This is a genomic window from Microcoleus sp. B3-D7, from assembly GCF_036705305.1.
Lineage (GTDB): Bacteria > Cyanobacteriota > Cyanobacteriia > Cyanobacteriales > Microcoleaceae > Microcoleus.
Map to the genome: position 1 here is coordinate 1 of NZ_JAUBUE010000067.1, position 24,224 is coordinate 24,224.

Annotated in this window: 21 protein-coding genes; 4 read left to right on the forward strand and 17 right to left on the reverse strand. The window is 45.3% G+C overall.

Features of this window, described 5'->3' with window-relative positions:
• Nucleotides 1-730: 730 nt before the first annotated feature.
• The 3 genes from QUB25_RS27345 (at nt 731) to QUB25_RS27355 (ending at nt 3,104) form a co-directional block, all read left to right on the forward strand.
• Nucleotides 731-1,288, forward strand: coding sequence for a pentapeptide repeat-containing protein (locus tag QUB25_RS27345; RefSeq protein WP_333188245.1), 558 nt, complete (start codon nt 731-733; stop codon nt 1,286-1,288).
• A gap of 105 nt (nt 1,289-1,393) precedes the next feature.
• Nucleotides 1,394-2,281, forward strand: a complete 888-nt coding sequence (locus QUB25_RS27350; protein ID WP_333188247.1) for a tyrosine-type recombinase/integrase — start codon at nt 1,394-1,396, stop codon at nt 2,279-2,281.
• Nucleotides 2,282-2,900: 619 nt separating this feature from the next.
• Complete coding sequence (locus QUB25_RS27355; RefSeq protein WP_333188250.1) at nt 2,901-3,104, forward strand: hypothetical protein; 204 nt, start codon at nt 2,901-2,903, stop codon at nt 3,102-3,104.
• A gap of 237 nt (nt 3,105-3,341) precedes the next feature.
• Here QUB25_RS27355 and QUB25_RS27360 read toward each other — a convergent pair whose 3' ends face one another.
• From QUB25_RS27360 to QUB25_RS27410, 11 genes are all read right to left on the reverse strand, one after another.
• A complete protein-coding gene (locus tag QUB25_RS27360; protein WP_333188253.1) occupies nt 3,342-4,304 on the reverse strand; it encodes a hypothetical protein in 963 nt (320 codons plus the stop codon).
• A 247-nt stretch (nt 4,305-4,551) separates the two neighbouring features.
• Nucleotides 4,552-4,734, reverse strand: coding sequence for a hypothetical protein (locus QUB25_RS27365; protein WP_333188256.1), 183 nt, complete (start codon nt 4,732-4,734; stop codon nt 4,552-4,554).
• A 178-nt stretch (nt 4,735-4,912) separates the two neighbouring features.
• Nucleotides 4,913-5,149: a hypothetical protein gene (locus QUB25_RS27370; protein WP_333188259.1), complete on the reverse strand. Its 237-nt coding sequence runs from the start codon at nt 5,147-5,149 to the stop codon at nt 4,913-4,915.
• Nucleotides 5,150-5,358: 209 nt separating this feature from the next.
• Nucleotides 5,359-5,574: a hypothetical protein gene (locus QUB25_RS27375; protein WP_333188261.1), complete on the reverse strand. Its 216-nt coding sequence runs from the start codon at nt 5,572-5,574 to the stop codon at nt 5,359-5,361.
• Between the two features lie 409 nt (nt 5,575-5,983).
• The gene (locus tag QUB25_RS27380) at nt 5,984-6,691 is read right to left on the reverse strand and encodes a thermonuclease family protein (protein ID WP_333188263.1); all 708 of its coding nucleotides are present in this window, start codon (nt 6,689-6,691) and stop codon (nt 5,984-5,986) included.
• A 206-nt stretch (nt 6,692-6,897) separates the two neighbouring features.
• Nucleotides 6,898-10,056, reverse strand: coding sequence for a type I restriction endonuclease subunit R (locus QUB25_RS27385; RefSeq protein ID WP_333188266.1), 3,159 nt, complete (start codon nt 10,054-10,056; stop codon nt 6,898-6,900).
• Nucleotides 10,057-10,078: 22 nt separating this feature from the next.
• Entirely contained in the window at nt 10,079-11,347 is a 1,269-nt protein-coding gene (locus QUB25_RS27390) for a restriction endonuclease subunit S (RefSeq protein WP_333188269.1), read from the reverse strand.
• Nucleotides 11,344-12,981: a class I SAM-dependent DNA methyltransferase gene (locus QUB25_RS27395; RefSeq protein WP_333188271.1), complete on the reverse strand. Its 1,638-nt coding sequence runs from the start codon at nt 12,979-12,981 to the stop codon at nt 11,344-11,346. Before QUB25_RS27395 ends, QUB25_RS27390 begins: the two co-directional genes overlap by 4 nt.
• 927 nt (nt 12,982-13,908) lie before the next feature.
• Nucleotides 13,909-14,268, reverse strand: coding sequence for a hypothetical protein (locus tag QUB25_RS27400; RefSeq protein ID WP_333188274.1), 360 nt, complete (start codon nt 14,266-14,268; stop codon nt 13,909-13,911).
• A gap of 26 nt (nt 14,269-14,294) precedes the next feature.
• Complete coding sequence (gene xisF / locus QUB25_RS27405; RefSeq protein WP_333188276.1) at nt 14,295-15,842, reverse strand: fdxN element excision recombinase XisF; 1,548 nt, start codon at nt 15,840-15,842, stop codon at nt 14,295-14,297.
• A 201-nt stretch (nt 15,843-16,043) separates the two neighbouring features.
• Nucleotides 16,044-16,955, reverse strand: a complete 912-nt coding sequence (locus tag QUB25_RS27410; RefSeq protein WP_333188278.1) for a hypothetical protein — start codon at nt 16,953-16,955, stop codon at nt 16,044-16,046.
• 230 nt (nt 16,956-17,185) lie between these two features.
• Here QUB25_RS27410 and QUB25_RS29935 point away from each other — a divergent pair, with 230 nt between their 5' ends.
• Complete coding sequence (locus QUB25_RS29935; protein WP_445251668.1) at nt 17,186-17,290, forward strand: leucine-rich repeat domain-containing protein; 105 nt, start codon at nt 17,186-17,188, stop codon at nt 17,288-17,290.
• A 508-nt stretch (nt 17,291-17,798) separates the two neighbouring features.
• Here the strand turns inward: QUB25_RS29935 and QUB25_RS27415 are convergent.
• From QUB25_RS27415 to QUB25_RS27440, 6 genes are all read right to left on the reverse strand, one after another.
• On the reverse strand, nt 17,799-18,284 hold the full coding sequence (locus QUB25_RS27415) for a hypothetical protein (protein ID WP_333188280.1): 486 nt from the start codon (nt 18,282-18,284) through the stop codon (nt 17,799-17,801).
• The gene (locus tag QUB25_RS27420) at nt 18,278-21,697 is read right to left on the reverse strand and encodes a hypothetical protein (RefSeq protein WP_333188283.1); all 3,420 of its coding nucleotides are present in this window, start codon (nt 21,695-21,697) and stop codon (nt 18,278-18,280) included. The genes QUB25_RS27415 and QUB25_RS27420 overlap by 7 nt, the downstream gene beginning before the upstream one ends.
• Before the next feature lie 442 nt (nt 21,698-22,139).
• Nucleotides 22,140-22,394, reverse strand: coding sequence for a hypothetical protein (locus QUB25_RS27425; RefSeq protein WP_333188286.1), 255 nt, complete (start codon nt 22,392-22,394; stop codon nt 22,140-22,142).
• Nucleotides 22,395-22,735: 341 nt separating this feature from the next.
• On the reverse strand, nt 22,736-23,059 hold the full coding sequence (locus tag QUB25_RS27430; protein ID WP_333188289.1) for a hypothetical protein: 324 nt from the start codon (nt 23,057-23,059) through the stop codon (nt 22,736-22,738).
• Between the two features lie 189 nt (nt 23,060-23,248).
• On the reverse strand, nt 23,249-23,728 hold the full coding sequence (locus tag QUB25_RS27435) for a hypothetical protein (protein ID WP_333188292.1): 480 nt from the start codon (nt 23,726-23,728) through the stop codon (nt 23,249-23,251).
• On the reverse strand, nt 23,725-24,147 hold the full coding sequence (locus QUB25_RS27440) for a hypothetical protein (protein WP_333188295.1): 423 nt from the start codon (nt 24,145-24,147) through the stop codon (nt 23,725-23,727). The genes QUB25_RS27435 and QUB25_RS27440 overlap by 4 nt, the downstream gene beginning before the upstream one ends.
• Between the last annotated feature and the right edge of the window lie 77 nt (nt 24,148-24,224).

Sequence of the window (24,224 nt, forward strand, 5' to 3'; positions counted from 1 at the left end):
GTTGGGTATCTCCTAATTCGTTTATACAACCCTCTTGTTAGGCTACCGTTTTAAGCATCTTAACGGTAGTAGATTACGTATTTTATTCTACTTAAAAGGTTGCATAAGCCCTCCGTATTTGGTTGCCCACATCCACGCACTCGCCCGTGTATACGCATCCGCACGCCCGTGTATCTATGTAACCTATGGAAAAGCAAGTCCCTCTTATGCCACTTTTGACAAACTTTGACACAAGCGTTGCCCTGTCTGCATTTTGCCATATATCCTACTTTTATGTAACCCCGTAACTGGTAAATTATAGGAGCCTATAGTAGTACACATAGCCGACCGCCACAGCCACAGCACCCGCGCCAGCACCAACTACACCGTATGCTCCCCGCCCGGATAAAACCAATACAGTGGTTAAGGTTCAAGTTACACCTACTGCACCGACCGAGCCAGAACCTTTACACGGAGACAATATTGAGCAGGCGCTACAGGAGGGGGATATTGAGCAAGTCCTAAACAAAATGCCGTTGCCATCGTTGCGCTCGCTCGCCAAGTTGAAAGGCATGGATGCACACGGCACTAAAGCCAATCTCGCTCGGAGGTTGAAGGCCCTGGTCACAGAGTCCGACCGGCCGGCCGCCAGTTTGTGAGCTGCAGTAACCCGCTCCCTCTCTAAAAGGATGGGGCTATTTTAGAATGTTTGAATATGACATAACAATGGTATTTTAATTGGAGAAAAACAATGAGTAGACAAGCAGCAGAAATCGGTGTTTTTTGTGTACGCCGGAAAGGTGATTGGGAGGATGATTGCAAAAATCAAGGATACAAGCCTGATTGGCTGAGCCGCGCTGATTTAAAAAATCTACCTTTAAGTGGGGCAGATTTAAGCGGCGCTGATTTAACCCGCGCTGATTTAAACGGTACGGACTTAAGCGGTGCAAACTTGACCGGTGCTGATTTGACTGATGCGGAACTGAAAAATGTGATTTTTTCAGGTGCAAACTTGACCCGCGCTAATTTGGCTGGTACGGATTTAAGTGGTGTGGATTTAAGCGGCGCTGATTTGACTGATGCAGACTTGGGCAACACAGATTTAGTGGGTACAAATCTCAGCGGTGCAAACTTGACCCGCGCTGACTTAACGGCTGCGACATTAAAAGATACGAACCTAGTGGACACAGACTTGACAGATGCGAACCTAACGGGGACGGGTTTAATAGAAGAGGAGGAGATAGTGGATTACTCCTATACTACGGGCGACCCTTACTCAAGTCTTGATATTTACCCGCATGAAGAATAAATAAAGCTGCCTGCCCCATCCACCAAAACGGATGGGGCTTCTTAAAAAATCTGAATCTTAAATTAGGTTTCTTATCTTAGATTCACCCTACCCGTTCAAACCGCCATGAAACTTGTCCCCAACACCCATCAACCCAGTCTCCAAGTTGTTGCCACCAACACCCTCACAGAACAGCTCGTCTGTCTGTGGGTACATGGCAAGTCGAAGACCACTCAAAAACTCTACCGCCGGGTGTCGGGGCTGTTGTTGGGGGCGGTCGGGAAGCCAGCAGGGTATCTGACGCTCGGCGACCTGCAAAACTTCGTGGATACACTGGAGGCGCGGGGCTTATCTACTTCATCCCGTCGCACTTATATCGCTGTGGTGAAATCACTTTTATCATTCGGTCACAAAACCGGGCTTATCCAAGTTAATGCTGGGGCTGCACTAAGTACCCCTAAGCCCAAAGATACTCTGAGCCAAAAAATCCTAACTGAAGCTGAGGTTAGGATGCTGATTGCGTCCGAACCGTGCGAACGGAATCGGTTGATGTTTAAGGTTTTCTATTACGCTGGTCTGCGAGTATCGGAGCTTTGTGGTTTGAACTGGGAGGACTTGACGAGTAACGGTGAGAGTGGCCAACTTTTGATTTACGGCAAGGCTGACAAAACCCGCGTCGTGCTTTTGCCGAAGTCGTTGTACACAGAATTGCTCAGTAGCCGTGGTGATGCAGGCAAATTGGAACCAATCTTTAGAAGTCGCAAGAAGTCCGACGGCGGTAGGTTAAACCCAATTTCTGTAACTCATCTGGTTAAGGTAGCAGCCGTTCGTGTTGGACTCTCCGAGAAAGCATCAGCGCACTGGCTCCGGCACTGCCACGCTTCACACGCGCTCAACCGGGGAGCACCGATTCATCTGCTGAGTCAAACTTTGGGTCATGCTTCAGTCGCCACGACTTCTAAATATTTACACGCCAAACCCAATGATTCCAGTGGTCTGTATCTGCCGACTTAGCGGGTGTTCAGGCTTGGCCAGTTCTTGTGGATTGTCGGCAAGTGCGCTCGCACTTGCCACCAGCCAACAGAATACCGACCGCTCTTTTTGGTCAAACAATTTCAGATTTTAGATTCAGATTTTAGATTTTGACAGTGCAGTTGCTCCTTTAGGGTTTGGCATAACAAATGAATCCCTTGTGTCAAGCGTTTCACTTAGTCTAGCAGTAACGCCAAGTAGTATCAAGCGCGTGACACACGAGTTTTTGGTGTCCTCAGCCGGACGGGCAGGCGGCTATTTTTCCGATGGCCGATTTTTCACCTGTAGCTGCGAAAAAGACAATGGCGGCCAGTCGTAAAAATCCCGCTGGGGGTTTAGGAGGGAAAGACTCATTTTTCTTCCCAAAGCTTGCAAAGCATTTAACAAAGTTAAGAATTATAGCCTTAAAATTTAATCCTTGAGTAAATAAAAAGATTTAATTGCTATTAGTTAGAGAGCCATCAAATTTATATTTTGACTAACGCTTTAGTATCTTAACTAAGTGACTTAAATCACACATCAGTTAATCTTTATGTATAATAATTGTTTATGTTAGCTAACTATAGCTCCAAAGAACCCACTCTATTTTTAAGGAGTAATTATGGCCGATCCTGCGTCTTCAACCGTAGCTGCTGCTGCAGCAGCAATTTATGGTGCCGCTGTGTTAAATGAATTAGGTCGTCAACATGGTGAATGTATTGCTAACGCCATAAAAACCGAGGTTGATCAAGGTTGGGAGCGAGACAGAAACGCCGGAGGAATAAGTTCATCGCGTAATAATAACCCACAGGCAAACCCCGCCTAAAGTTTTAGTATTTGTAAAAAAAGGTGAGAGAAATCTTTCACCTTTTTTTAGATGTCACTTATTGTCAACCTTTCTATATCCAGTCTTATTCTATTTTTTATAGCTAAATAATCAGCAAATTATATAAATATATAAATAGGGAGGAAAGCTACAAAGGTGCGTAAGAAACTTTGTATTTCCTGATTTAGAGTGTCAAACCTTTACAAATACGTGTCTGTACAGACATATCAAAGTAAATTAAGAAAAATCATACAACGCTAAATCGTCCCCATCAATATTATCTTCTATCATTTGCGTTTGATTATCATCACAACTTTTACACCATGTTTCTTCCCAATCGTAACCTTGTGTCATTATTCCGCATTTATCACATTTTGTTAAAGGTGTGTATTCATAACATTTTTTATTAGTACAAACACCAGCAAACTCACCCTCAAAAATAAGAGTTTCTTCATGACATTTAGGACAAGTATCAAAAATATCATAATCCTCGTTTGTATCATTAAAATAAATTTTATTTTCTTCATATAACTTTCTTAAAACACTTTTTCTTACCTTCTTAAATTCTTTAATCTTTTCTTTACCGCGTACTTTAATTGCATTTTCAGAATCTTTAACTATACGGTCATAAATTATTTTTATTGACAGTATTTTAACTCTTATTTCAGAAGATAAATCGAGTGAGGTAATATTTATTTCTAAATGTTCGTTAAGGAATCTATCAATCAAATCTATAAAAGAAATTATTACATTTTCAAGCTCAAGAATCTTTATATTTTCAATTTTGTAGTGTTCAAAAGTATTTCTATAATCCTGAATCTTTTCAATTACAGACATATCAGATTCGGTAAAATTAACTCGACTTTCAACATTATCTAACAGTTTTAAACGTTTTAAAGCCTCATGCAAGTCCACAGTAGAAGGTCTTATTCCTTGGTTTAAATGTTGATTTAATCTTTCACTTTTTTTGGGAAAGTCTCTATAGATGAGTTTTGGTGTATCCCGTGAAAGCTTTTCTTTGAGAAGTAAAAGAAATCCTGCAAACAGATGGATTATTCCATATTTATAGTCTTTTTGCGGTTGAGAAACAGGAATAATAAAACGTTCTTCACTATCATAAACATATAATTCATCTAAACCTCTTATGATGAAATCTAAACCATTCTCTAATAAATTCAGAGAGATATTATTTAAAGTCATTTTTCAAACCTGTTTGAGATTAAGTTGATTTTTTATTCGTATCTTAAAAATAAAGTTTTGTCAAACTTATAAAAACCGCTAGACTCCAACTCTGGCGGGTTTTGCTTTGTGTGACCGCTCCGACCTCTCCGACCGGGGCAAAAGCTAGGCTGGGAAACGGATATTTCCCAGCCTAGTGCTTGAAACTGTTACGAAAAGGTGGCAGGGTAAGGTTTACTCTGCATAACAGGTTTTTAAAATTGGATTATTACTGAGATTCTGATTGTTGGCGTGCCATCTCTACTCCTTTGAAAACACCAAAGGCGACCAACCCTCCTACTGCCACAACACCCGCTACAGGTAAAGCTGCGGTTGTAGTGGTGGTAAACCCTATAACTCCAAGAATCCCCGGAGCCATTTCTACTAATTGCTGAATTTTTGATTTTGACATTTACTTACTCTCTTGCGTATGAACTTGTTTACTGTGAGCCATACCGCTCTCACACCTCTCCGACCGGGGCAAAAGCTAGGCGAGGAAACGGGTATTTCCCAGACTAGCGCTTGAAACTTTTACGACAAGGTGACAGGGTAAGGTTTACTCTGCATAACAGGTTTTTAAAATTGGATTATTACTGAGATTCTGATTGTTTGCGTGCCATCTCTACTCCTTTGAAAACACCAAAGGCGACCAACCCTGCTACTGCCACAACACCCGCTACAGGTAAAGCTACGGTTGTAGTGGTGGTAAACCCAATAGCTCCAAGAATTCCAGGCGCTGAAGAAGTAATTGTAGCAATTGTCACAGAACCTGTCCCAGTAGCTGCCGCTGCACTGGTAATAGCACCAACCATTTTCAAATCATCCATAGCTCTTCCCTAACAATACTTCGGACAGTTTTATATCTAATCGAGTGGCCGAAATCCAGACTGGCTATATGGTGGACTATTATTTCAAGGTTTAAGTCTAGCCCTAAGTTTCCTAAAATGCGTTAAAAATGGCAGGGCTGTCTCTGTAAGGCTTACAGGGCAGTTAAAAAACTGTCCGAAGTATTGCCCTAAGATATCTAAAATTTCGTTTAATTGAAAAAAGCTTTCTTGAATCCGTATACTGCTAAACCGACAACAGCACCAGCAGCAACAACGGGGGCTGCACCAACAGCAATACCACCACCAAGAGCTACTAAACCCATATTACCTACTGCTCCATATACACCAGCTCCAGCAGCAAGACCACCAGCTACATACCCAATTGCCTCTGTTTTATCTTCAGAGTCATTTTTATGATTAGACATTTATCATTTCTCCAAAAGAAAGGGATTACAAGTCCTTATTGCATCTTCAAGCTTTTTCAATTCAGTGTCTACGGTGAAAATACTTAAACATCAACTCTTTACATAAAGACCTGTGCCAGCCTCTCTGACATCTCCGACCGCTCTCTGTGTGCCACATCCTCCCAGTGCATCCAGTTTTTAAAAAAGCTGTGGGTTGCAACGTGCAAGTGTGAAGCAAAAAATCCCCCAACTATCAAGCAGTTAGGAGATTTCGGTTTAGTTGATTGTCGGCGAAGCCGATCGGCTTTGCCGCTAGAGAACAGAATACCAGTCGCTCTTTTTGACCAAATAATTTCAGATTTTAGATTTTGACAGTGCAGTTGCCCTGCAAAACTCGCAAAAACGGGAATCAAGATGTGTCAAGTTTCTTTTACCTCTCACAACCAATGCCGTCCTTGTCCCTATCAAACCCATGTGGGTCTGGTTGCAGTACGCGAAAGCGTTTCTGAGAAATATCGCCGCAATTTAAATCAGGCGGTGCGGGCGGAATACATACGTCGGGGTAACTCGGGTCGCAATTATTTCGTGGACTCGGCGCAGGTCTTTGTGGAGTTGGTGCAGGTTTTTGTGGCGCAGCAGCGGGCTGTGCTACACACTGATTTTTTCTAAAGTCCCAGGGAGGGCAAGGATTAGCTTGACTCCATAACCCGACTCGGTTTTGCTTGGCAACGCTTTGAGCTTGGCGCAATTGGTCGGCGGTCGTGCGACAGTTGCCTATGTACTGCTCATACACCCAGGCTTGTCCTTCTTGTAAAAGTTGCACATTAATATTTTTACTGCCGTTGAACACCACTCCAACTGTGCGACCATACTGGTCTTTATCTACAACGACGACTTTAACTGATGCACCTTTGGGAAGAAGTGCAGTAAGGCGATTGGCTGCCTCTTTTCCTCCTTGTTGATTTCTTTCCGGGGTGTCAATGCAAGCCAATCTCACGGTTAGGTTTTGCCCGTTGGCGCTACTGATTGTGAGGGTATCGCCGTCGCCGACGCTAACTACCTGGGCATTAATAAATGGATTATTTGGCGATTGGGAAACTTGAGCAGGAATTGTCGGGACGGTTGGTGGAATGAACATTTACTAGAGTCCGTTTAGTGATTACTAGGTAGCCAATTGCTGTTTTTGCTGCGGTGCTTGGGACTTCGGGCGATCGAGTTCTCCCGTTTTTTACCGCCCAACACTTGCATTTACCACAACATTAAGCCGACTCAAGAATTTGGATATTTGCCTCAACTATAACTAATTACAGCTTCACTCTTTAGTTTTGCTATTCCTGGGTAATATTAGGAACGATTTGTCTCTACTTCAAACTCGGTGAAAACCTTTGCCTGCTCTAACACCAACTCGATCGCAAGAGCTTGCATATCAGGTGGATAGCCATATTGGCGCAATAAGCGTTTAACCATCACCTTCATTCTCGCTCGGACGCTTTCTTTGAGATTCCAGTCGATGGAAGCGTTTTTGCGTACCCGTGCTACCAGGACGATCGCCAACTCTCGCAGTTGGTCTTGCCCCATCACGTCCCGCGCACTCTGGTTTTGAGCCAGGGCATCATAAAAGGCGAGTTCATAGGGTTCTAACCCCAACTCTTCACCGCGTTGTTTGGCGGCTTGGACATCCTTAGAGAGATTAATCAGTTCTTGGATCACATCCGTGACGCTAATTACTTGGTTTTGGTAGCGCCGCAAGGAGTCTTCAAGCATTTCGGTAAGTTGGCGGCTCTGGACAATGTTGGTGCGACGTTGAGCTTTAATTTCATCGCGCAACAGTCTTTTGAGCAATTCCACTGCCAGATTTTGATGCTCCATACCTTCGACTTCTTCCAGGAATTCGTCGGAGATGATGGAGAGGTCAGGGCTTTTGATACCTGCTTCGTCAAAGATGTTGATGACGGTATCGGAGACGAGGGCTTGATCCACCACTTGCCGGATAGCAGTTTCGATTTCAGCATTGCTGAGGCTACCGTCGGTTGGTTCTAGTTTGCGGAGAATCGCTTGGATGGCTTGAAAGAAGGAGATTTTTTCGGATTGGTCGATCGCCTCTGGATGGTGCGCGGTGAGAGCATAGATTTTGGAGAGTGCGGTCACGGCATCGAGGAAACGGTCTTTTATTTGCGGGTCTGCGACATAGTTCGCCGCTGATTTGAGAATGTTGAGTTTGTCCCCAGTGTTGGCGTTGGAGTAAGGCTGATAGTTGAAGCCCGCCATAATTTCTTCAACGACTTCGAGTTTGGCGAACAGCAGTCCGATCGCCACCTGTTGATCGAGGGTGAGGTCGCCTTTGCCGCCGCTTTGGGAGTAAACTTTCAGGGCTTCTCTGAGTTCATTGGCAACACCCAAATAATCGACAATCAAGCCGCCTTGCTTCTCAAAATAAACGCGGTTGATGCGGGCGATCGCCTGCATCAGGTTGTGCCCCTTCATCGGCTTGTCCATATACATCGTGTGAAGGATAGGGGCATCAAATCCAGTGAGCCACATATCGCAAACGATAACGAGTTCGAGGTCGTTGGTGGAATCTTTGAGCCGTTGCGCCAAGATTTGACGATTTTTCTTGTTGGTGTGGTGTTTAACCAAGTTGCCCTTATCAGAGGCGCTGGCAGTCATGACGACTTTGATTTTGCCGCTGTTGAGGTCATCGCTGTGCCAGTCAGGGCGGATTTTGATAATGGCATCGTAAAGGTTGGCAGCTACTTGGCGGCTGAGGGTGACGATCATGCCTTTGCCGCGATTGGCAGTTTGGCGAATTTCAAAGTGGGTGACAATATCTTGAGCGATGGTTGCTAAGCGTTGGGTGGAGCCAACGACCGCCTCGATTCCGGTCTGTTTGGCTTTGGCTTGTTGCGTAGTGCTGAGGTCTTCAAAGCTGAGGTCTTCGTCGAGTTCCTTGAGCAGTTCCCGCCCTTGCTCGTCCAGGTCTACTTTGACCAAGCGGCCTTCGTAATAAATGGGAACAGTAGCGCTATCTTTGACAGCTTGGGCGATGTCATAGATGTCGATCTCACGACCAAAGATAGTGCGGGTGCTTTTGTCCGTCTGTTCAATCGGAGTGCCAGTAAAGCCGACGAAGGTGGCGTTGGGTAGGGCATCGCGGATGTATTTGGCGAAGCCGTAGCGGGTCTGTTTGCCGACAATGTTGCCTTCCTCGTCTTTAATGTTGACCTGTTTGGCTTTGAATCCGTATTGGCTGCGGTGGGCTTCATCAGCTAGAACGACGATGTTGGTGCGATCGCTAATTTTGGGATAAATCGTTTCCTCGTTTTGGGGGGAGAATTTCTGCACGGTGGTAAAGATAATGCCACCAGAATTAACGTTGAGCAGTTCCCGTACTGCCTCGCGATCACCCGCTTGTTGGGGGGATTGGCGCAGCAATTGACGGCACCCGGCGAAGGTGTCGAAGAGTTGGTCGTCGAGGTCGTTGCGGTCTGTGAGGATAACTAGGGTGGGGTTAGCCAGCATCAGAACGAGTTTGCCACTGAGAAACACCATTGAGAGAGATTTGCCGCTGCCTTGGGTATGCCACAGGACACCTCCGCGATGGTCGCTTTTAGTGGCGGCAATGATGCTCTCGACGGCTAGGTTGACCGCGTAATACTGGTGATAGGCCGCCAGCTTTTTGATGGTTTGCAGGGTAACGACTTCGGTTTTGGGGTCTACAGTCTTGGTTTTTTCAAAGACGGTGAAGTGGCGGATCAGGTCGAGCAGGGTGCTTTTGTTGAGCATTCCCTGAGTGAGGATTTCCAGTTCGTTGGTGTTGGGGTTGTTTTCAATGTCGCCGTTGGGGAGTTTGCGTTTCCATTGGCTGAAGCGGCTATAGGAAGCAGAGAGAGAGCCTGCACGGGCGGAGGTGCCATCAGAAATTACCAGCAGGGCGTTATAGGTAAAGAGGCTGGGGATTTCTCGCTTGTATGTCTGTAATTGATTAAAGGCTGTTTGCAGGTTGGCTTTGGCATCGGCGGCGTTCTTGAGTTCAATCACCACTAGGGGCAGCCCGTTGATAAAAAGAATGATGTCTGGGCGGCGATCGTTGTTGTCTTCGATGACAGTGAACTGATTTACCGCGAGGAATTCGTTGTTTTCGGGGTTGTCCCAGTCAATCAGCCAAACCTTTTTCCCTTTGGTTTCGCCCTCGTGCTGATGTTCAACGGTAATGCCTTCGGTGAGGTAGCCGTAGAAGGTTTCGTTGTTGTCGATCAGGTCGAAACTGGCGATGTTTTGCAAATCCCGTTGAGCTTCGTGGCGAGTTTCGGGCGGAATGTGGGGATTGATCTGTGCTAGGGCTTGAGTCAGGCGGTCTTTGAGCAGGACATCACCGAAGCTCTGGCGTTCTGGTTCGGCTCCTTCGGGTTCAAGGATTTTGCCGTATTTGTAGCCATAGCCGAGGGTATCGAGCAGTTCGAGGTTGTAGGTTTCGATCTGGGCTTCGGTGGTGAATTTGCTCATAAGGCCGAGGAAGGGGTTGGGTTTATTCGGTGATACGGAGTTTGCCGCTCATCAATTGGGGTAGGAGCACATCGCGGGTTTTAGTTAAGGTTTGTATCTGCTTTAAGTTGTTAGTTATTCGCTTTCTAACTCCTGATGCGACAGCCTGAAAATCCTCAATAGTTGAAGAATCGATAGGCATAGAAAATTTATATTCAGGAATCGCACTTTTATTCAGATGTAAAACTGTTGTACCGTTTGCATACCCAATACAATGCTGCTTAAAAAAGCGGCTAGAGAGCAAATAGTATAAGTAGAAATTATTAATTTTTGAATTCTTAGATGTAATCTTAACTAAATCCATCGATAAAACATAGCGAGAATACTTGGATAAAGGTTGTACCAATATAGGATTACCTAACACCTCTGCATTCTGGGTTAAATCTGTATGTGCAACCAACAAATCGTTTGGCTCGACTAAATGTCTGTCGTGATAGTTGCTAGTGATTATTTCTTTGAATCCATCTAGTCTGAATCCACCATTTCGATCAAAATTCTTGAGATTAACGAGTGCAATGTCTGACTCACCTAAATCTGTACCTTTGTATGAGTAGCCATTAATTGTATTAACTAGAACCCCTAACTTGATAGCGCGCCAACCTGCAGGAATTTCGCCTAGTTCTGATTGCACCATCTCCCCACCTGATGACTTGTAGGGCTTCCTATCTTCGTTGGGAAACTCGAAATCGATGAACCAATGTTTGAATAGGGTTTGCGCGATCGCCTCTAGCGTCTCGTTCTGTTTTCTGAGGTTTTCAATCTTGCGATCAAGATTCGCTAGTGTGTCTCCTATTTGACATTGAACTTCCAGAGGTGGCAGATCTGGTAAGTCTAGCTCTCTAATGTCACACATATTTAAATGTGTGACAGTAGAGCCTGCTGCTCTGATTTGCATCTCATGTTGAACTCCCCGAGACTGCATAAGATACAGCAAATAATGCGGATAAACTTTATCTGGATTTGGTCTAATCAAAACCGTTCTTTGACCTAAACAAGCCCTCTGCCCCTTCGGAATAATTCCTATTTCTCCGACAGGTGCTTCTCTAGCAAGTATCAAGTCGTGAGGTTGCGGTTCTAGCCTTTCGGTCCAAACTTTATAGGTTTCTTCAGATACCTTGTTTGCGCCTCTAAAATCAATTACACCGCCCTTAATATCGGTTGTCCTAATAGAAGGAATGCCACTATCTTGGATTGGAGCTGTTTTGTGTTCACAATCAATGATATTTAAGCAAATTTGGTCTAATACCGTCATAACTCAAACCCCACCTTCGCCAAATGGATCTTAATCTCTGCATCCAACGCTGCCGATTCCTGCATCTGCGCTGCCAGTTCTGCCGTCAATGCTGACATTGTTTCATCAAAAGAAATCTCAGATTCCACTTCATCAGGAATCCCCACATACCGTCCCGGCGTTAAGACAAAATTGTGCTGCTCAATCTCTCCCAACGTTGCCGACTTGCAGAACCCCTTAATATCCTGGTAGTTGCCACCGTCCCGCTTCCATTCGTGATAAGTTCCTGCAATCTTCTGAATGTCGTTATCATCAAACGCCCGATTGCGCCGATTGAGCATATAGCCTAACTCTGAGGCATCAATAAACAATACCTCCCCCTTGCGCTCACGGTTTTTGTTGCCGTTCTTAGATCTACTTAAAAACCACAGACACGCAGGAATGCCGGTGTTGTAAAACAACTGCGTTGGCATCATCACAATGCAGTCCACTAAATCCGCCTTCACCAATTCCTTACGAATCTCTCCCTCACCGCTTGTATTCGACGACAGCGACCCATTCGACAAAACAAACCCCGCTGCCCCTGTTGGAGCCAGGTGATAGAGGAAATGTTGCACCCAGGCAAAGTTCGCATTACCTGCAGGTGGCGTTCCATACTGCCAGCGCCCGTCCTTGCGAAGAGGATGCCCCCCATCGTTTTTCTCATCTATCCGACCCACCCAGTCACTATCGTTAAACGGTGGATTGGCGATCACAAAATCTGCCTTTAAATCTGGGTGAGCATCCTTAAGAAACGACCCCTCTGTATTCCAGCGAATATTCGAGCCATCAATTCCCCGAATTGCTAGGTTCATCCGACACAGCTTGTAGGTTGTCTCGTTGCTCTCTTGTCCATAGATCGAAATATCATCCAGTCGCCCCTGGTGCGCCTTTACAAACTTCTCACTTTGTACAAACATCCCTCCCGACCCACAGCAAGGGTCAAACACACGCCCCTTGTAAGGTTCGAGCATCTCTACTAACACCCGCACTACACTTTCTGGCGTGTAGAACTGTCCTCCCTTCTTCCCTTCTGCCAGAGCAAACTGCCCCAAGAAATATTCATACACCTGCCCCAGCAAATCTGCCTGTCGGGAAGGAGCTACCCTTGGCTCCAGATCCAAAATTAACTGCCCGTCCGACTCCGCCTTTACCGTCGCTAAATTGACGCTGCCGATATTGTCAATCAGCCCCCCTAAAGCGATCGGGTCAAGCTTCTGTTGACCGTAAACCTTTGGCAAAATCCCCTTGAGGAGTTTGGGATTTTCCCGCTCGATCGCCTCCATCGCTTCATCTACTATCTGCCCAATCGTCGGCTGCTTCGCCTTTTCTTGCAACTTCGACCACCGCGCTTCAGCAGGCACGAAAAACACATTCTCCGCTTTGTATTCATCCGGGTCTTCTGGGTCAGCCCCTGCGTAGTCGCCCTCGCCCGCAATCAACTTCTCGTGTAACTGCTCAAAGGAATCGGAAATGTATTTAAGGAAAACCAATCCCAAGACAATGTGCTTATACTCTGCTGCGTCAATGTTCTTTCGTAGCTTGTCCGCCGCCTTCCATAGCTTCTGCTCTAGGCTTTCCTTATTCTGGGCGTTGGTTATCTTGTCTTTGGGCATAGCAGTCTTCAAGAGTCCAAAGTCTATTTTACCTGACCGGGTGACAATCCCCGTCAAAAGCTTGATAAATCAAGGACATAGCCTTCAAGCCCCGGTGAAAGAATGAGAGCTTATTACGTCTAATTTTCATCAATTCCGCAACAGTTGTATGGCAAAACTCCCTTTCTACTCTCTCGGCTTCGCTGCGCCCACGATTGACCCTACAACCCTATCCAATAACTACTATGACGACGTTGCGATCTGCTCGACTCAATCAGGCGATCGATGTATTTCTGAATTCCCATTTGCTTAAGCTTACATCCCTGTAAAATAGCGCAACTGTAAGCCAAAGCTATCAATAAAATTAAAGTTTTAGGCGATCGTCACAAGCGTAGCTTTTTTCAAAATTATAGCCTCCTGTTTTACAGTCCTTAAACATTGCTCCGATACCCCTCCGACATTTAAACGCTGTTACAGCTTGTTTCAATGTGCCTATATTTGTGAGTAAATACCATAACTCCAATGATCAGTACCAAATTGGCTTAAGTTCATGCTTGAGCAAAAACAGCAAGAAGCCCCACTTGTCATGAGCTAGGCAGTGTCTGGCAGTTTAGTAATATCAAGTAAAACTAAATAAATACATAATTACCCGGGCTATATTTGTGCAGGAGTTAGTTGTTAAAGGTTCGTATACCAGTATGAGAGAACGAGTTTTTTGGAGAAGGGAGGGGACGACTATTTGGGTTATTGATATTGATTCCCACTAACCTAGGTTAGACACTTATACTTATTTATTATTTTTGAGATAGAGGAAATTTTACCGATAGCAAACACCTAAAACTTGATGATAAAGACCCTACCAGTTAAGGACTGATAGGGTTTTTTGTAGACAGTAGGACTTACGCGATAACGCTATGTATAGCGTCATTGCGTAAGTTCTGCATCTTACTAAAAACTAAATCGAGATGCCATTGCTTCCAATTCAGCTCGACTGAAGGAACGTAACTGAGCAGCTCTCTCCTTCACCAAGGGAAGGATTGACTGGTAACGTTCGCAGTCCTGGCATTTTTGCAGCTCACCTGGAACCCTACACTTGCATCCCAGCACAATTTCTTCGGAAAAATCTTGCTGACAGCTCAGACAAGTATAAGTTTTAACCGATTCGGGCTTTCGAGACTGACTTACTTGTTCAGATTGACAGAACGGACATTGAACGGGATTTAACTCCGAGTGACAACTGTTCACCACTTCTTGCAGTGCAATCAGGCTTCTGAGCTGATTCAGCTCAACTTTGAGGAGAATGTTCATAATAAGTTCGAGGAATTAATCTAGTTTTAGTTTTTCAAAAGAATCGAATTGACTTGACCTTGCCCAATAAAAATTTTTTGGACAATTCGCGGATAAACTTCCACCTTTTCTTCATTTGAGAGAGTATGCCAGAAACTTAGATTGTTGCCACTACGGATGATTTGTTCAACATTTTGGTTGGCAAGCGAACCACTTAAATTTATTTCATCAGTAATTTCCTGCCGCAGCTCCTCTTTTAGCTTTTCATTGTTAATATTGAAGCCTGGGAAACTCTCCGCTACCTTGAGTTGCTCTTCAAGCTCTATTAACTTGTTAGATTTTTGGGGTTCTAATTCTTCGCCTTTACCTAACTCTGAACGCAGCTCCCATGACTTTTGAACTAAAAATTTTACCAAAAACTCTTCAATTTCCTGTTTCCTAACCGACTGGCGGTTCTGGCAGCCCATCTCAAAATGCCGACAGGCAAAGTAAAAGTATTTTTTCTTTTTGCTCATCGAAGTTTTAGTAATGCATCTCGAACCACACTCCCGACAATAAATTAGTCCACGCTGATAGTAATACTCCTTGGCTTCGCTTGAACCCGAGATTGCTGGGAAAAAGTGGCCTACGAGCTTCTGATTAGCAGCGGAAATTTCTTGAATCTCTTTAGCCTCTTCCTCAGTCAGCAACCGCTGATCTAAATGAGTATTAGAAATAATATTCCACTCTTGCGGGGAAGTCACCTGTCGCTTTCGCCCTACAACTTTTGTCTTGTTGTAAACAGTATGACCCCGAAGAACTGGATTATACAGCCAGCGAAGAAAACCGCTCTTAGTCCAATTAAAAAGGGCAGAGTAGTTGCGTTTTTTGGTTGTCGCTATTTTTTTAAACCCATATTTCTCATAAGCATTTTTCACAGTAGCCCTCGCATCTCGTGAAGAGAGAAACTCCTCAATCATTTCTCTGCCGATTTGCGCGAGGCTCCGACCGACAACTTCTGCTTCATCGTTTTGTTCTGGCCGGTCTTTTATCTTAGTTGACAGGGAACTTTCGGCGGGTCGGTCTTCTAGCAGGCAAAGAACGGGTCGTGTATCCAGCTCATACTTCTTGTTAACAACTCGATAACCCCAAGGAGCAGCTTCACAGGCAGCTTTGTTGTTTCGCTGATGCTGTTTGCCGTGCTTAACTCGATCTGATGTAAGCGCAACTTCCATTTCTGCAACTGCGCCCAATATATTGAGCATCAACATTCCCTGGGAAGTGGCTAAATCAATTTGCTGATCCAGAATTCTTAAATTAACTCCTGTTTCAACAAAAAAGTTAATACACTCTCTCAGCTTCGGTAGCGATCTGCCGAGTCGGTCGATTCTGGTAATCACTACTTCGTCAACTTCTCGATTTTTTACTTTTTGCATCAGTTTTCCCAACTCCGGTCGGTCGTCGTTTTTGCCTGACTCAATATCTTCAAAGATTTCTGTGGCGCCTGCCGCTAATAACCTTGCTTTTTGTTGTTCGCGAGCCGGAGTATTGAAAGCCTGGTCTTTAGTTGAAAGCCGTTCGTAACCAACAATTATTTGGCGTTTCTCTGAATTCATGGGAGGTTTCTCATAAAGGACTATGTATGAAGATTGTAGCTATTTTTGTGCAACTACCGTCGAGACTGTGGTTGCACAAAAAAGCCCCCAAAAGCCCAAGTTTTGCATAGCTAATCGCACAAAAAATAACTTAATGGCTCTTTTATCTAGATATCAGAATTATCAAGCTAGTGGATTTTTTTGCAAATTTTTGAAGAAATGTTAAGAAGACCAGTACCAAGTGATGTAGCCAGTTTTGTCTATCTCTGCTTCAATAGGAAGAATTTTGCTGGTTCGCTTACTCTTGTAGGGAATGCCTTTTCTCCAATGAAGATCCGAATCAAATAACGCAACCAATTTCCTTTGAGATTTGAGATAAGCTTGCCAGAGCTTTTTGAAAGCGGGTTGATTTTTATGCTTCCATAAAGCTAGAATCCAATACCCTTCCCATTCCATCTCTTTGAGGAACTGTAAATAATCCAGCTCTTTTGGTTCACCCGTGAATTGGTCTGCGAAGAACTTTAACCATTGGCGGTGGTGGGCGCGTTGCTTTCTTTTGTCAAGCCATAAAGGTTCGGGATTAAAGGGTGTTTTTGATAAGCTGGACTGAAACTTGTCTTTCAAAAAATGTAGAAATAAGTCTTGAGAATTTTGGAAGGGGTAATTAATTCCTTCCTTCTTGGCCCAATCTCGAATTAGTGGTTCTCCGGCAACGATCAGGTCATAAACGGCTTTTTCGGCATCCGTCTCTAATTGGAGATTTTTAAGTGCAGTTTTAGGCAGCATTTGGCTAAGAAGCTGTTCCAAATCCGCTTGGTTGGGCATTAGGTTGAAGATTTTCTGAGAAAGTAATATAGCCTTGGCTTGCCAGTAGAGCTGCACACATCTCATCCAAAAACGCTGCTGGTTATTTTCGGGAGTTAAATCAAATAAAGCGATGGTTCTAATAGCCTGTGCTAGTCCTATAAATTGAGGAGTATGGGGGGTGTCAGGTAAATTTATGTAAATAAAAGGAATTTGGTTTCGTTTGATTCCGAGAGCTGCTTCTTCAGCAGTTGCCCGCTCCATCTCTTTTGCCAGAATGGTTAGAAACGGAACTTCTCTAGAGCAAGGGTTTTCATTGAGAATGTCCATAAATATTTTGTGTTGCATTTGATTTAATCCAGTTATCTCCTCCCAGACTATCACTACTTAATTTTGGTAAGGGTATCCCAGCATGGAGTATTGAGAACGAAGTTTAAAGATAATAATTAAACTATTTACTGATTACCGAAATTTCAGAGGCGATGAAGCAACTGTCAAATTTGACAGAGCTTTACTTTTATGGCAATCGGATTACCAAAATTTCAGAAGCGATCTGCTAAATGTTAAATCTGACAAGTCTTCACCTGAGCGACAATCAGATTACCCAGATCCCAGAGCCGATGGGCCAACTATCCAACCTGACACAGCTTTATCTCAATAGCTGAAGCTGCGGCACGAGATGAGTAGCCGCTCACTTGTTGGATTCTATGAGTTCCGTTGTAGGCGATCGAGCTGTCGCTCAAGCCGATCGCTCGCTACCCAGATGTGACGGGAGGAATTGATGCCAGTGCTGCTACGAAGTTGTCACAACAGCAGGAGCAATGTGAGCAATCGGCACAGTCGAAGAGCTGGTAAAAATCAAACTACTTGACATCTAGGATTCCCCATTCATAAGGGTGCATTTTTTTTATTTAAAGGTAATAAATAAAGCTTTGTACGGACAAAACCATTGCTTGCTATCGATAGAGAACAGCTATAACCAGCCTCAACAAGCAAATGTACGCTCGACACAAAAAAGCAGCAATTTGACCGAAAAAGTCAGACGAAAAGCAGGATATTTTTCGGTAAATACAGGTAAAGTGCAGCCCCTGCAAATGCCTGCATTCTCACTGATTTTATACTGCAAACCCCTGAGTTTATACTGCAAATGCCTGACTTTAGGGCACACAAAAATTAGCTAAATTTTTTGGTGGCGGCTTTGATCGACGGTGCGGGAAGTTCGCTAAAATATTTTGGGCAACACGCGACCAATTCCTGAAACTCTAGGAAGTGCCGATCGCCGACAACCACCGCCACATCCGCCACCGACAATTCCCCACGGTCGATCGCTCTCTCTAAATCAGTTTGCACCACACCAGCAACGGCCCGGGACTGGTAGCCTATGGTTTCTCGGATGCGCTGGGCAAACTCGCGGGCAAGGGGTGGCAGTGCTAACAGTTCTTTAAATCGTTCCTGTTCGGCGTCGGTAAGGTCTGCCCAGATTGCATCTCGATCGGCGTGTCCCCGCCCGCAGCAATCTTTGAGCGTTACTACTATGTCGGCGGCGGTTTGTCGATCGGCGATCGAGATTGCAGTACCGATAAATTGCAAGCATTCGGCGTAGGTGGCGGGGTCGGTTTGGGTCTGGGCGGGCGATCGGGTAACGGCGATATCTAACATGAGGCACCTCCTTCAGCCCAGACAAAGTTTTTGGGGTCAACCTGCGTCTCTCCAAGCTGACCGCTATTTTCTAAATACTCCACTACCCAGCGTGTACCGTTCTCGCACCAGCTCTTAAAACGAGCTTTGTGCAATTCACCCCAGCGATTAACCCAGCCCGTCCACAGGGTGATCGGCATTAGTGGCTTAGTTTCCGACTGTGGCGGGGCAAGCGTGTTACTCGCCCCCTCCAGCAAGGCAAAAATTACTGATTTCGGCAAAGATCCAATTTGAGCAGCCCACAAGTCAATCTGTTTTTCTGCGGATAACGGAATATATCCCTTGGAATTTTGTCTAGTTTTGCTATGGGATTCTAATAGCAAAACTAGACTTTTTTTGAACTCGGCAGCGGTCGAGTACCCCAACTCCTTTACCAACTGGCTCAGCCTTTGTTTGCTAACTTTGCAGAAATCTGCGATTGCGGTCAGTGTCAGTTTTTCATTTTTAGCTTTTAACTCCTCAACACACCGACCGATCGCCAGCTCAAGCTTTTGAATGGGTGTAGCAGCTTCTAGGCAGATGTCAACAGCCCGTACAAGCTCCACTGGCATATCGAGAACAAAGTTACTGATGAAGTAGATTGTTAGTGTCTCTCCAGCGCGTCTGTTCGCCCGCAGACGACCCATTGCCTGATCGATGTTGGCATGAATGTCTTTGTATATATAGCCCCGGAACTCGATATCTACAGACTCATTAGAGGTAATAATGTCTGATTCCCCTTTAGGTGCGGGACAGCTTAAAATCATCTGCCGAGTTGTTTTTTCGCTTGTGATATTCGGCGATCGCCCGTAGAGTAAGGTGAACTCTGCCGCTAATGTGGCGATCGGGCGACAGGGTGTTCCAACCAAAATCAGAGTTTTTGCAGATTGAGCCAAATTTGAGCCGCGCGATTCGCTAAACCATTTCAGGTTCAACGCTTCTTCCATGCTGGTGAACTTTTTAAAATCAATCACCGCCGCCGCCGGATCTTCCTGCCGGATAGCTGCGACTATTGCTTCGATTGCGCGAACTTGCTCAGCCCCTCGAAATATCCCCAGCCGACCGTGATCCACTATCTGCTTGATAATGAGTTCTGCCTTTTTGGATGTCGCTTGCTGGATGTGCGAGATGTCCTCATTTTCAATTCCCAGCATCAAAGCCAATTTATTTGGTGAACCGGTAGCATCAAGGAAAATATTTGCCTTGGCGGCGTGGGCAATTTCAATCAGTCGCCTATCGGCAACTGTGATAGACAGCGCTCCCCCATTTAAATTTAGGTAGCCCGGATGATTGCCAGTAATTACCTGCAAAAATGGTTTCAGCCATTGTTTGGCTATCTTCTGAGCTTTATCCGCTAAATCGGCATCAGAGGAAGCAAAGCTTTTTCTTAAATTAGCAGGCAAGTCTTGGAGGGACACGCCATGCTCCCCTAACCCGTGCAGAATTGCCTGCACCTGGTCGTTTGGGTTCGTCACTTCGGCGATTGCATCAACATCAACATTCCCTTTTATAAGGGGCAACAAGATTTCTAGCAGACGGTCGTGCGGTAGTCCCCACCTTGGTATTTGATGCTTGCCAGCGACAAGCTCCCAGAGCTTTACTAACAGGTCGGTCAATCCGAAGGCTTCGGTGTCAGCAGATAAAAGTAGGGACGTAATGTGAGTGATGTCACCTTCTTCAACGGTGATATCTTTGCTGTACTTCAGTGACTCACTCCACTCTTCCCAAACCAGGACTGTGCCTTTGGTTTTACCCTCGGCTGCATAGCCAAAGGAGTCGGTCGGCGGTAGTGAGTCGGGATGAACTCTAAGTCTCTCGGCTTTCAATGCCTGGCTCCGTGCCTTTAAGAAACCGAACTTTTCCCCGGCACGGCAGCCCTCAAAGTGCGGGCAGGTTGGGCACATCAGGCCGGCGGTATCGCTGCCGGATATGTTTTTTTCCCGCAGTACGGCGCTTAACTGTGTACGATCACAATTAGCAGCAGCTTCAATCCGATCGCCAGTTTTTGCCCGTCGCCAGTTGCCTAGATTATCGATTGTTAACCCATTGTGGCGGGCTTCCAAGTCTTCCCAGTCTTTTAAGGATGGCGTGCTCGCGTTCCGGTGATCCTTAGATATGTAAATGATCCGATCACAATCAAAGTCCGCTGGGAAGCAAAGTCCTGTGTCGTAACTCTTCCCTGTACCAGTGTCACTGCTGTCAATAATGAACTTGCTCGCAGCAGCATTTTTTTTCCATATTGCCAAGCGTTCGCCTGGATAGTAAAGTGTGGCATCATTAACTTTTCGATCACTTGTCAAAACTGCGCTCGCCTTCAGTGGCTTGGGATGTTTTCGATTGAGCAGCCCTTCATAGATTTTTAAATCTTTGGCTGCTTTGCCTGCACTGAATGCTTCAAAATCATCCCAAAATAACTCAATCTTCCTCTCGGCTTCCCCGGCAGCTAACAGATCGTCAATGCCACTGATATCAGATTTTTCTACTTGCCCCCACCAGCCGATCCGCAGTTCATATCCCCAGCTTGTGACTAACCTGTAAGTTTTCGCGTACTCCCGCATTATGTCCTTGTTTCCGGGAGAACCCGCATCGGGATACAGAATTATCGTTTTTGTGCCGAGTTCGGCGGAGAGCTTGTCGAGCTCCTGCTTAAAAGTTTTAGGGCTGCTAGCAAACAGTCCTCCGGCGGCTCCTAGGAAAAACTGACCGCTGAGTTCGGCTGCAATCTTAGGTTTGAGAATTCCTTCAGCAAGTCCGATCGATGTGAAGCTCGGATCTATTACTTCGGGTCGGCACACTGTGATAGGCATTTCCCCGTTCTGCAAGTGAGAGGTAGGGCCGTTGGGGCGCTTCCTCCATCTGCTTGTTGGCCATTTGTACTTGCCGTTGTCCTCTGTGTTGTCAAGTCTCAACTGCCAGCCGACTATTAACCCGCTACCAGACCACACTGGGCAAATATAGCCAGATTCTGTGTTTGTAAGCGATCTCCCGTTAGTGTCGATCGAGACTCCAGCAAGATTTGAACTCACAGCAGTTTGCAATTTTTGGTAGGGACTGACGCTGCGAAACATTCCAGCCTGTATCTGTTCGTCTGACAATCCCCGTCGCTTCAAGTCTTCTCTGTGATTAGGGTTAAGCGTTAGCTGTCCTAATATTTTTCTGATTTCTTTGTCGCGCTCTATATCAGATAGCAGTTGCGCTCTATCCTTGGTTTCGCGCTCAAGTCTGAGCTTCTTGTCTATTTCTCGCTGGCGCTTGTACTCTGCTAATTTTTCGGCATCTTGCTCCTCTTCCAGAGCTTTTTCGATGTAGATGCCGAAGCCAATCTTGTCGTGACTTTTTAAGATGAAGGCAGAATTTGAACTGTCCGTGCGGCAGAAATAAAGGTTGCCGTTCATCCGACAATCTGTTCTTGCGCCGTTGCAAACTGGGCAATTCCCTTTTAATCGTGTAAAAGAATTTGGCGCACTCATGCCACACCCCCGAGCGTTCCAAAGGTAAGTGCAGAAGCTTGCCTAAAATTAATTAAATTCCTCTGAACTTTCTCAAAATTACCTAAACCTGGTACAATTGAGTTACAGCTTAGGTTTGAAGAGTTTGCGACGCTATGGGTAGTGTCAGAATTCTGGGAAAGGGCGATCGAAACGCTACAGCTAGGAAGCGACCTAGCACGAAGGCTACCCAGCAAGGTAGCACCAATCATCACGCCACTAATGGGGCGCGTGTTTCTTGAAACCAGATGTGTCATGATATTGGAATAAGCCGCCCTTTATTGCGGTGTGATTCCTAACTTTGTCTGTAAAAACCGCCAAGCTTTTGTCCAGACAAAGTTAGGGTGTGTTAAAAATCGTAAAAAGCGCTGGCAGCGTAGCAGTTCCAGCGCTTTTTCGTTGTGTTCCTGTAATTTGTTTCGTTTTCTCCGTTTTCTGTCAGCAACTGACACTGTTTTTCGGCTTGATTAATGTAGAGTTTTAAAGCTTCATTAATAAAGCCGGAGCGAGACTGAGAAAAATAATCGGCATATATATCGCAGTTGGCGACAACTTCTGGTTGCAACCAAACTGCAACTTGTACTTTGTTTTCCGAGTAGAGCATACGGTTTGCCTTAATAGTCGATCAGCAAGTAAATAGATTCTAACACCTGAAACCCAGTTGCGATCGAAGCTTGAGATCGAAATATATTTCCAAAATCAAGTTTGATCGGTGGTGACGGATGGTGACCGATTTGTAAAAGCAAAAAATTGCGTTAAGTCAACTTTTATCTACCCCGATTACTGAAAAACCGCGTAGCGGCGGAGTTTTTGGCGCTACCACTTTACGCAAAAACGTATTTTTTAGAAAAAAGGAAGGGGTAGACAAACTATTAAATAGACCGATCGTCCGCACCGCCACAACTCCCCAAGGGCGATCGGCAGAATAGCTGAGGCTGGATAAAGTCAGCTTTTGCCCCTCCCCCCTTTTGTCTTCGCTGCGGTTGGTTTTGCTGCGGTTGGCTGCGGTTCTGTTGGCTGCGTGTCAGGGGGCGACGGTTCGGACGGGCGATCGGGTGTGATGCTTGGTTGGTTAGTCTCAGAATTTTTAGACTCTATCCAAAAACTTAAAGCTTGCTCTAGAGCGTCACTCTGGGTAAGTCGTTGGGTCATACAAAAAATGCGGAACTTCAAAGCTATGTCCTTATGGACGTAACCGCTTACTTGTTCGTAGTCAGGGTCATTACGCTTAGTAGCCATTAAATCGTACTTATATATACCTGACTTCATTCTTTCACCTTCTCCTGAATTCTGTTGTGCATGAACATTTCATGTTTGCACGAACTCATGATATTATGTACTCATATCGATTTTATCGATAAAATTGTTTTTTTTCGAGAAAAACTATGGAACCTGAAATTAAAAAACCCGACCTCGTGCCGGGATTTTTTGTTTTGGGGCGATCGGGCGATCGGGCTTCTAATCTTCTGTTGCTTCCAAAATCTCCCTAAGCTTCGATATAGTATTTTTGGGTAGCTTCGTGTCTTTTGGCAGGAGCGTCCTAAATAAATTTACGACCTCGCCTGCCTTGCCCGATAAGTCGATCACTGTTGCTGGATTCTGTTGAAGTTTGGAGAGTTGGGCCTCGACTTGCGTTCGATGGGCGCGTTCTGTGTCAAGTTGCGATCGCAATTGCCGAATATCCTCTCGCAAATTATCCGCCACTGTGGTACTAGATTCTAGAAGCAGGGCGTAGTCCGCGCGGGCTTCTGCTAATTCTTGTTCAAGGTCATCCGTTACCCGCTTATTAGCACTGAGAAGCGCAGAGTAATTCTCGTGCTCGGTCGCTAAGTCTTGCTTCAGTTTTTCGTTCTCTGCTCTCAGGTTGCCTAATTCGTTAGACAACTCTGTTTCTACTACCGTGTCAGGCTTGAGCGCTGCTGATTCAGAAACACTCAAGCCGAGACTTTTCCCAGCAGTTCCTCCATTGCCCGCAACCGTACCTCAAGAGCATCTAGGCGACCGTTAGGCGCGTTATCTGCTACTGCTTTAGGTTCCCCATCTCCTACCTTTTTAGGTTCCACATTAGTTAACCCTTCTGCTACTTCCTCCAACCGGGCGATACTCAACCCTTCAGCCTTGCCTATGTACTTTTTATGTACCCGCCCCTCTATTTTTCTACTACCGTACCAGTAGCCTATACCTCTCGTTTCTTGCCTGCGGGCGGTGAAAGGTTTGCTGCCACGAGAGGACTCAAACCTAAAAGAAGTAGAGGAATCGAGCCACTCAGCGCCTTCTGTAGATTCAAGATTAAACGCCCTTCCGTCGGGTAGCTTAACTACTCCTTGTGATACCGCTGGGATTGATTGTTGTGCCATGTTGGGTATCTCCTAATTCGTTTATACAACCCTCTTGTTAGGCTACCGTTTTAAGCATCTTAACGGTAGTAGATTAC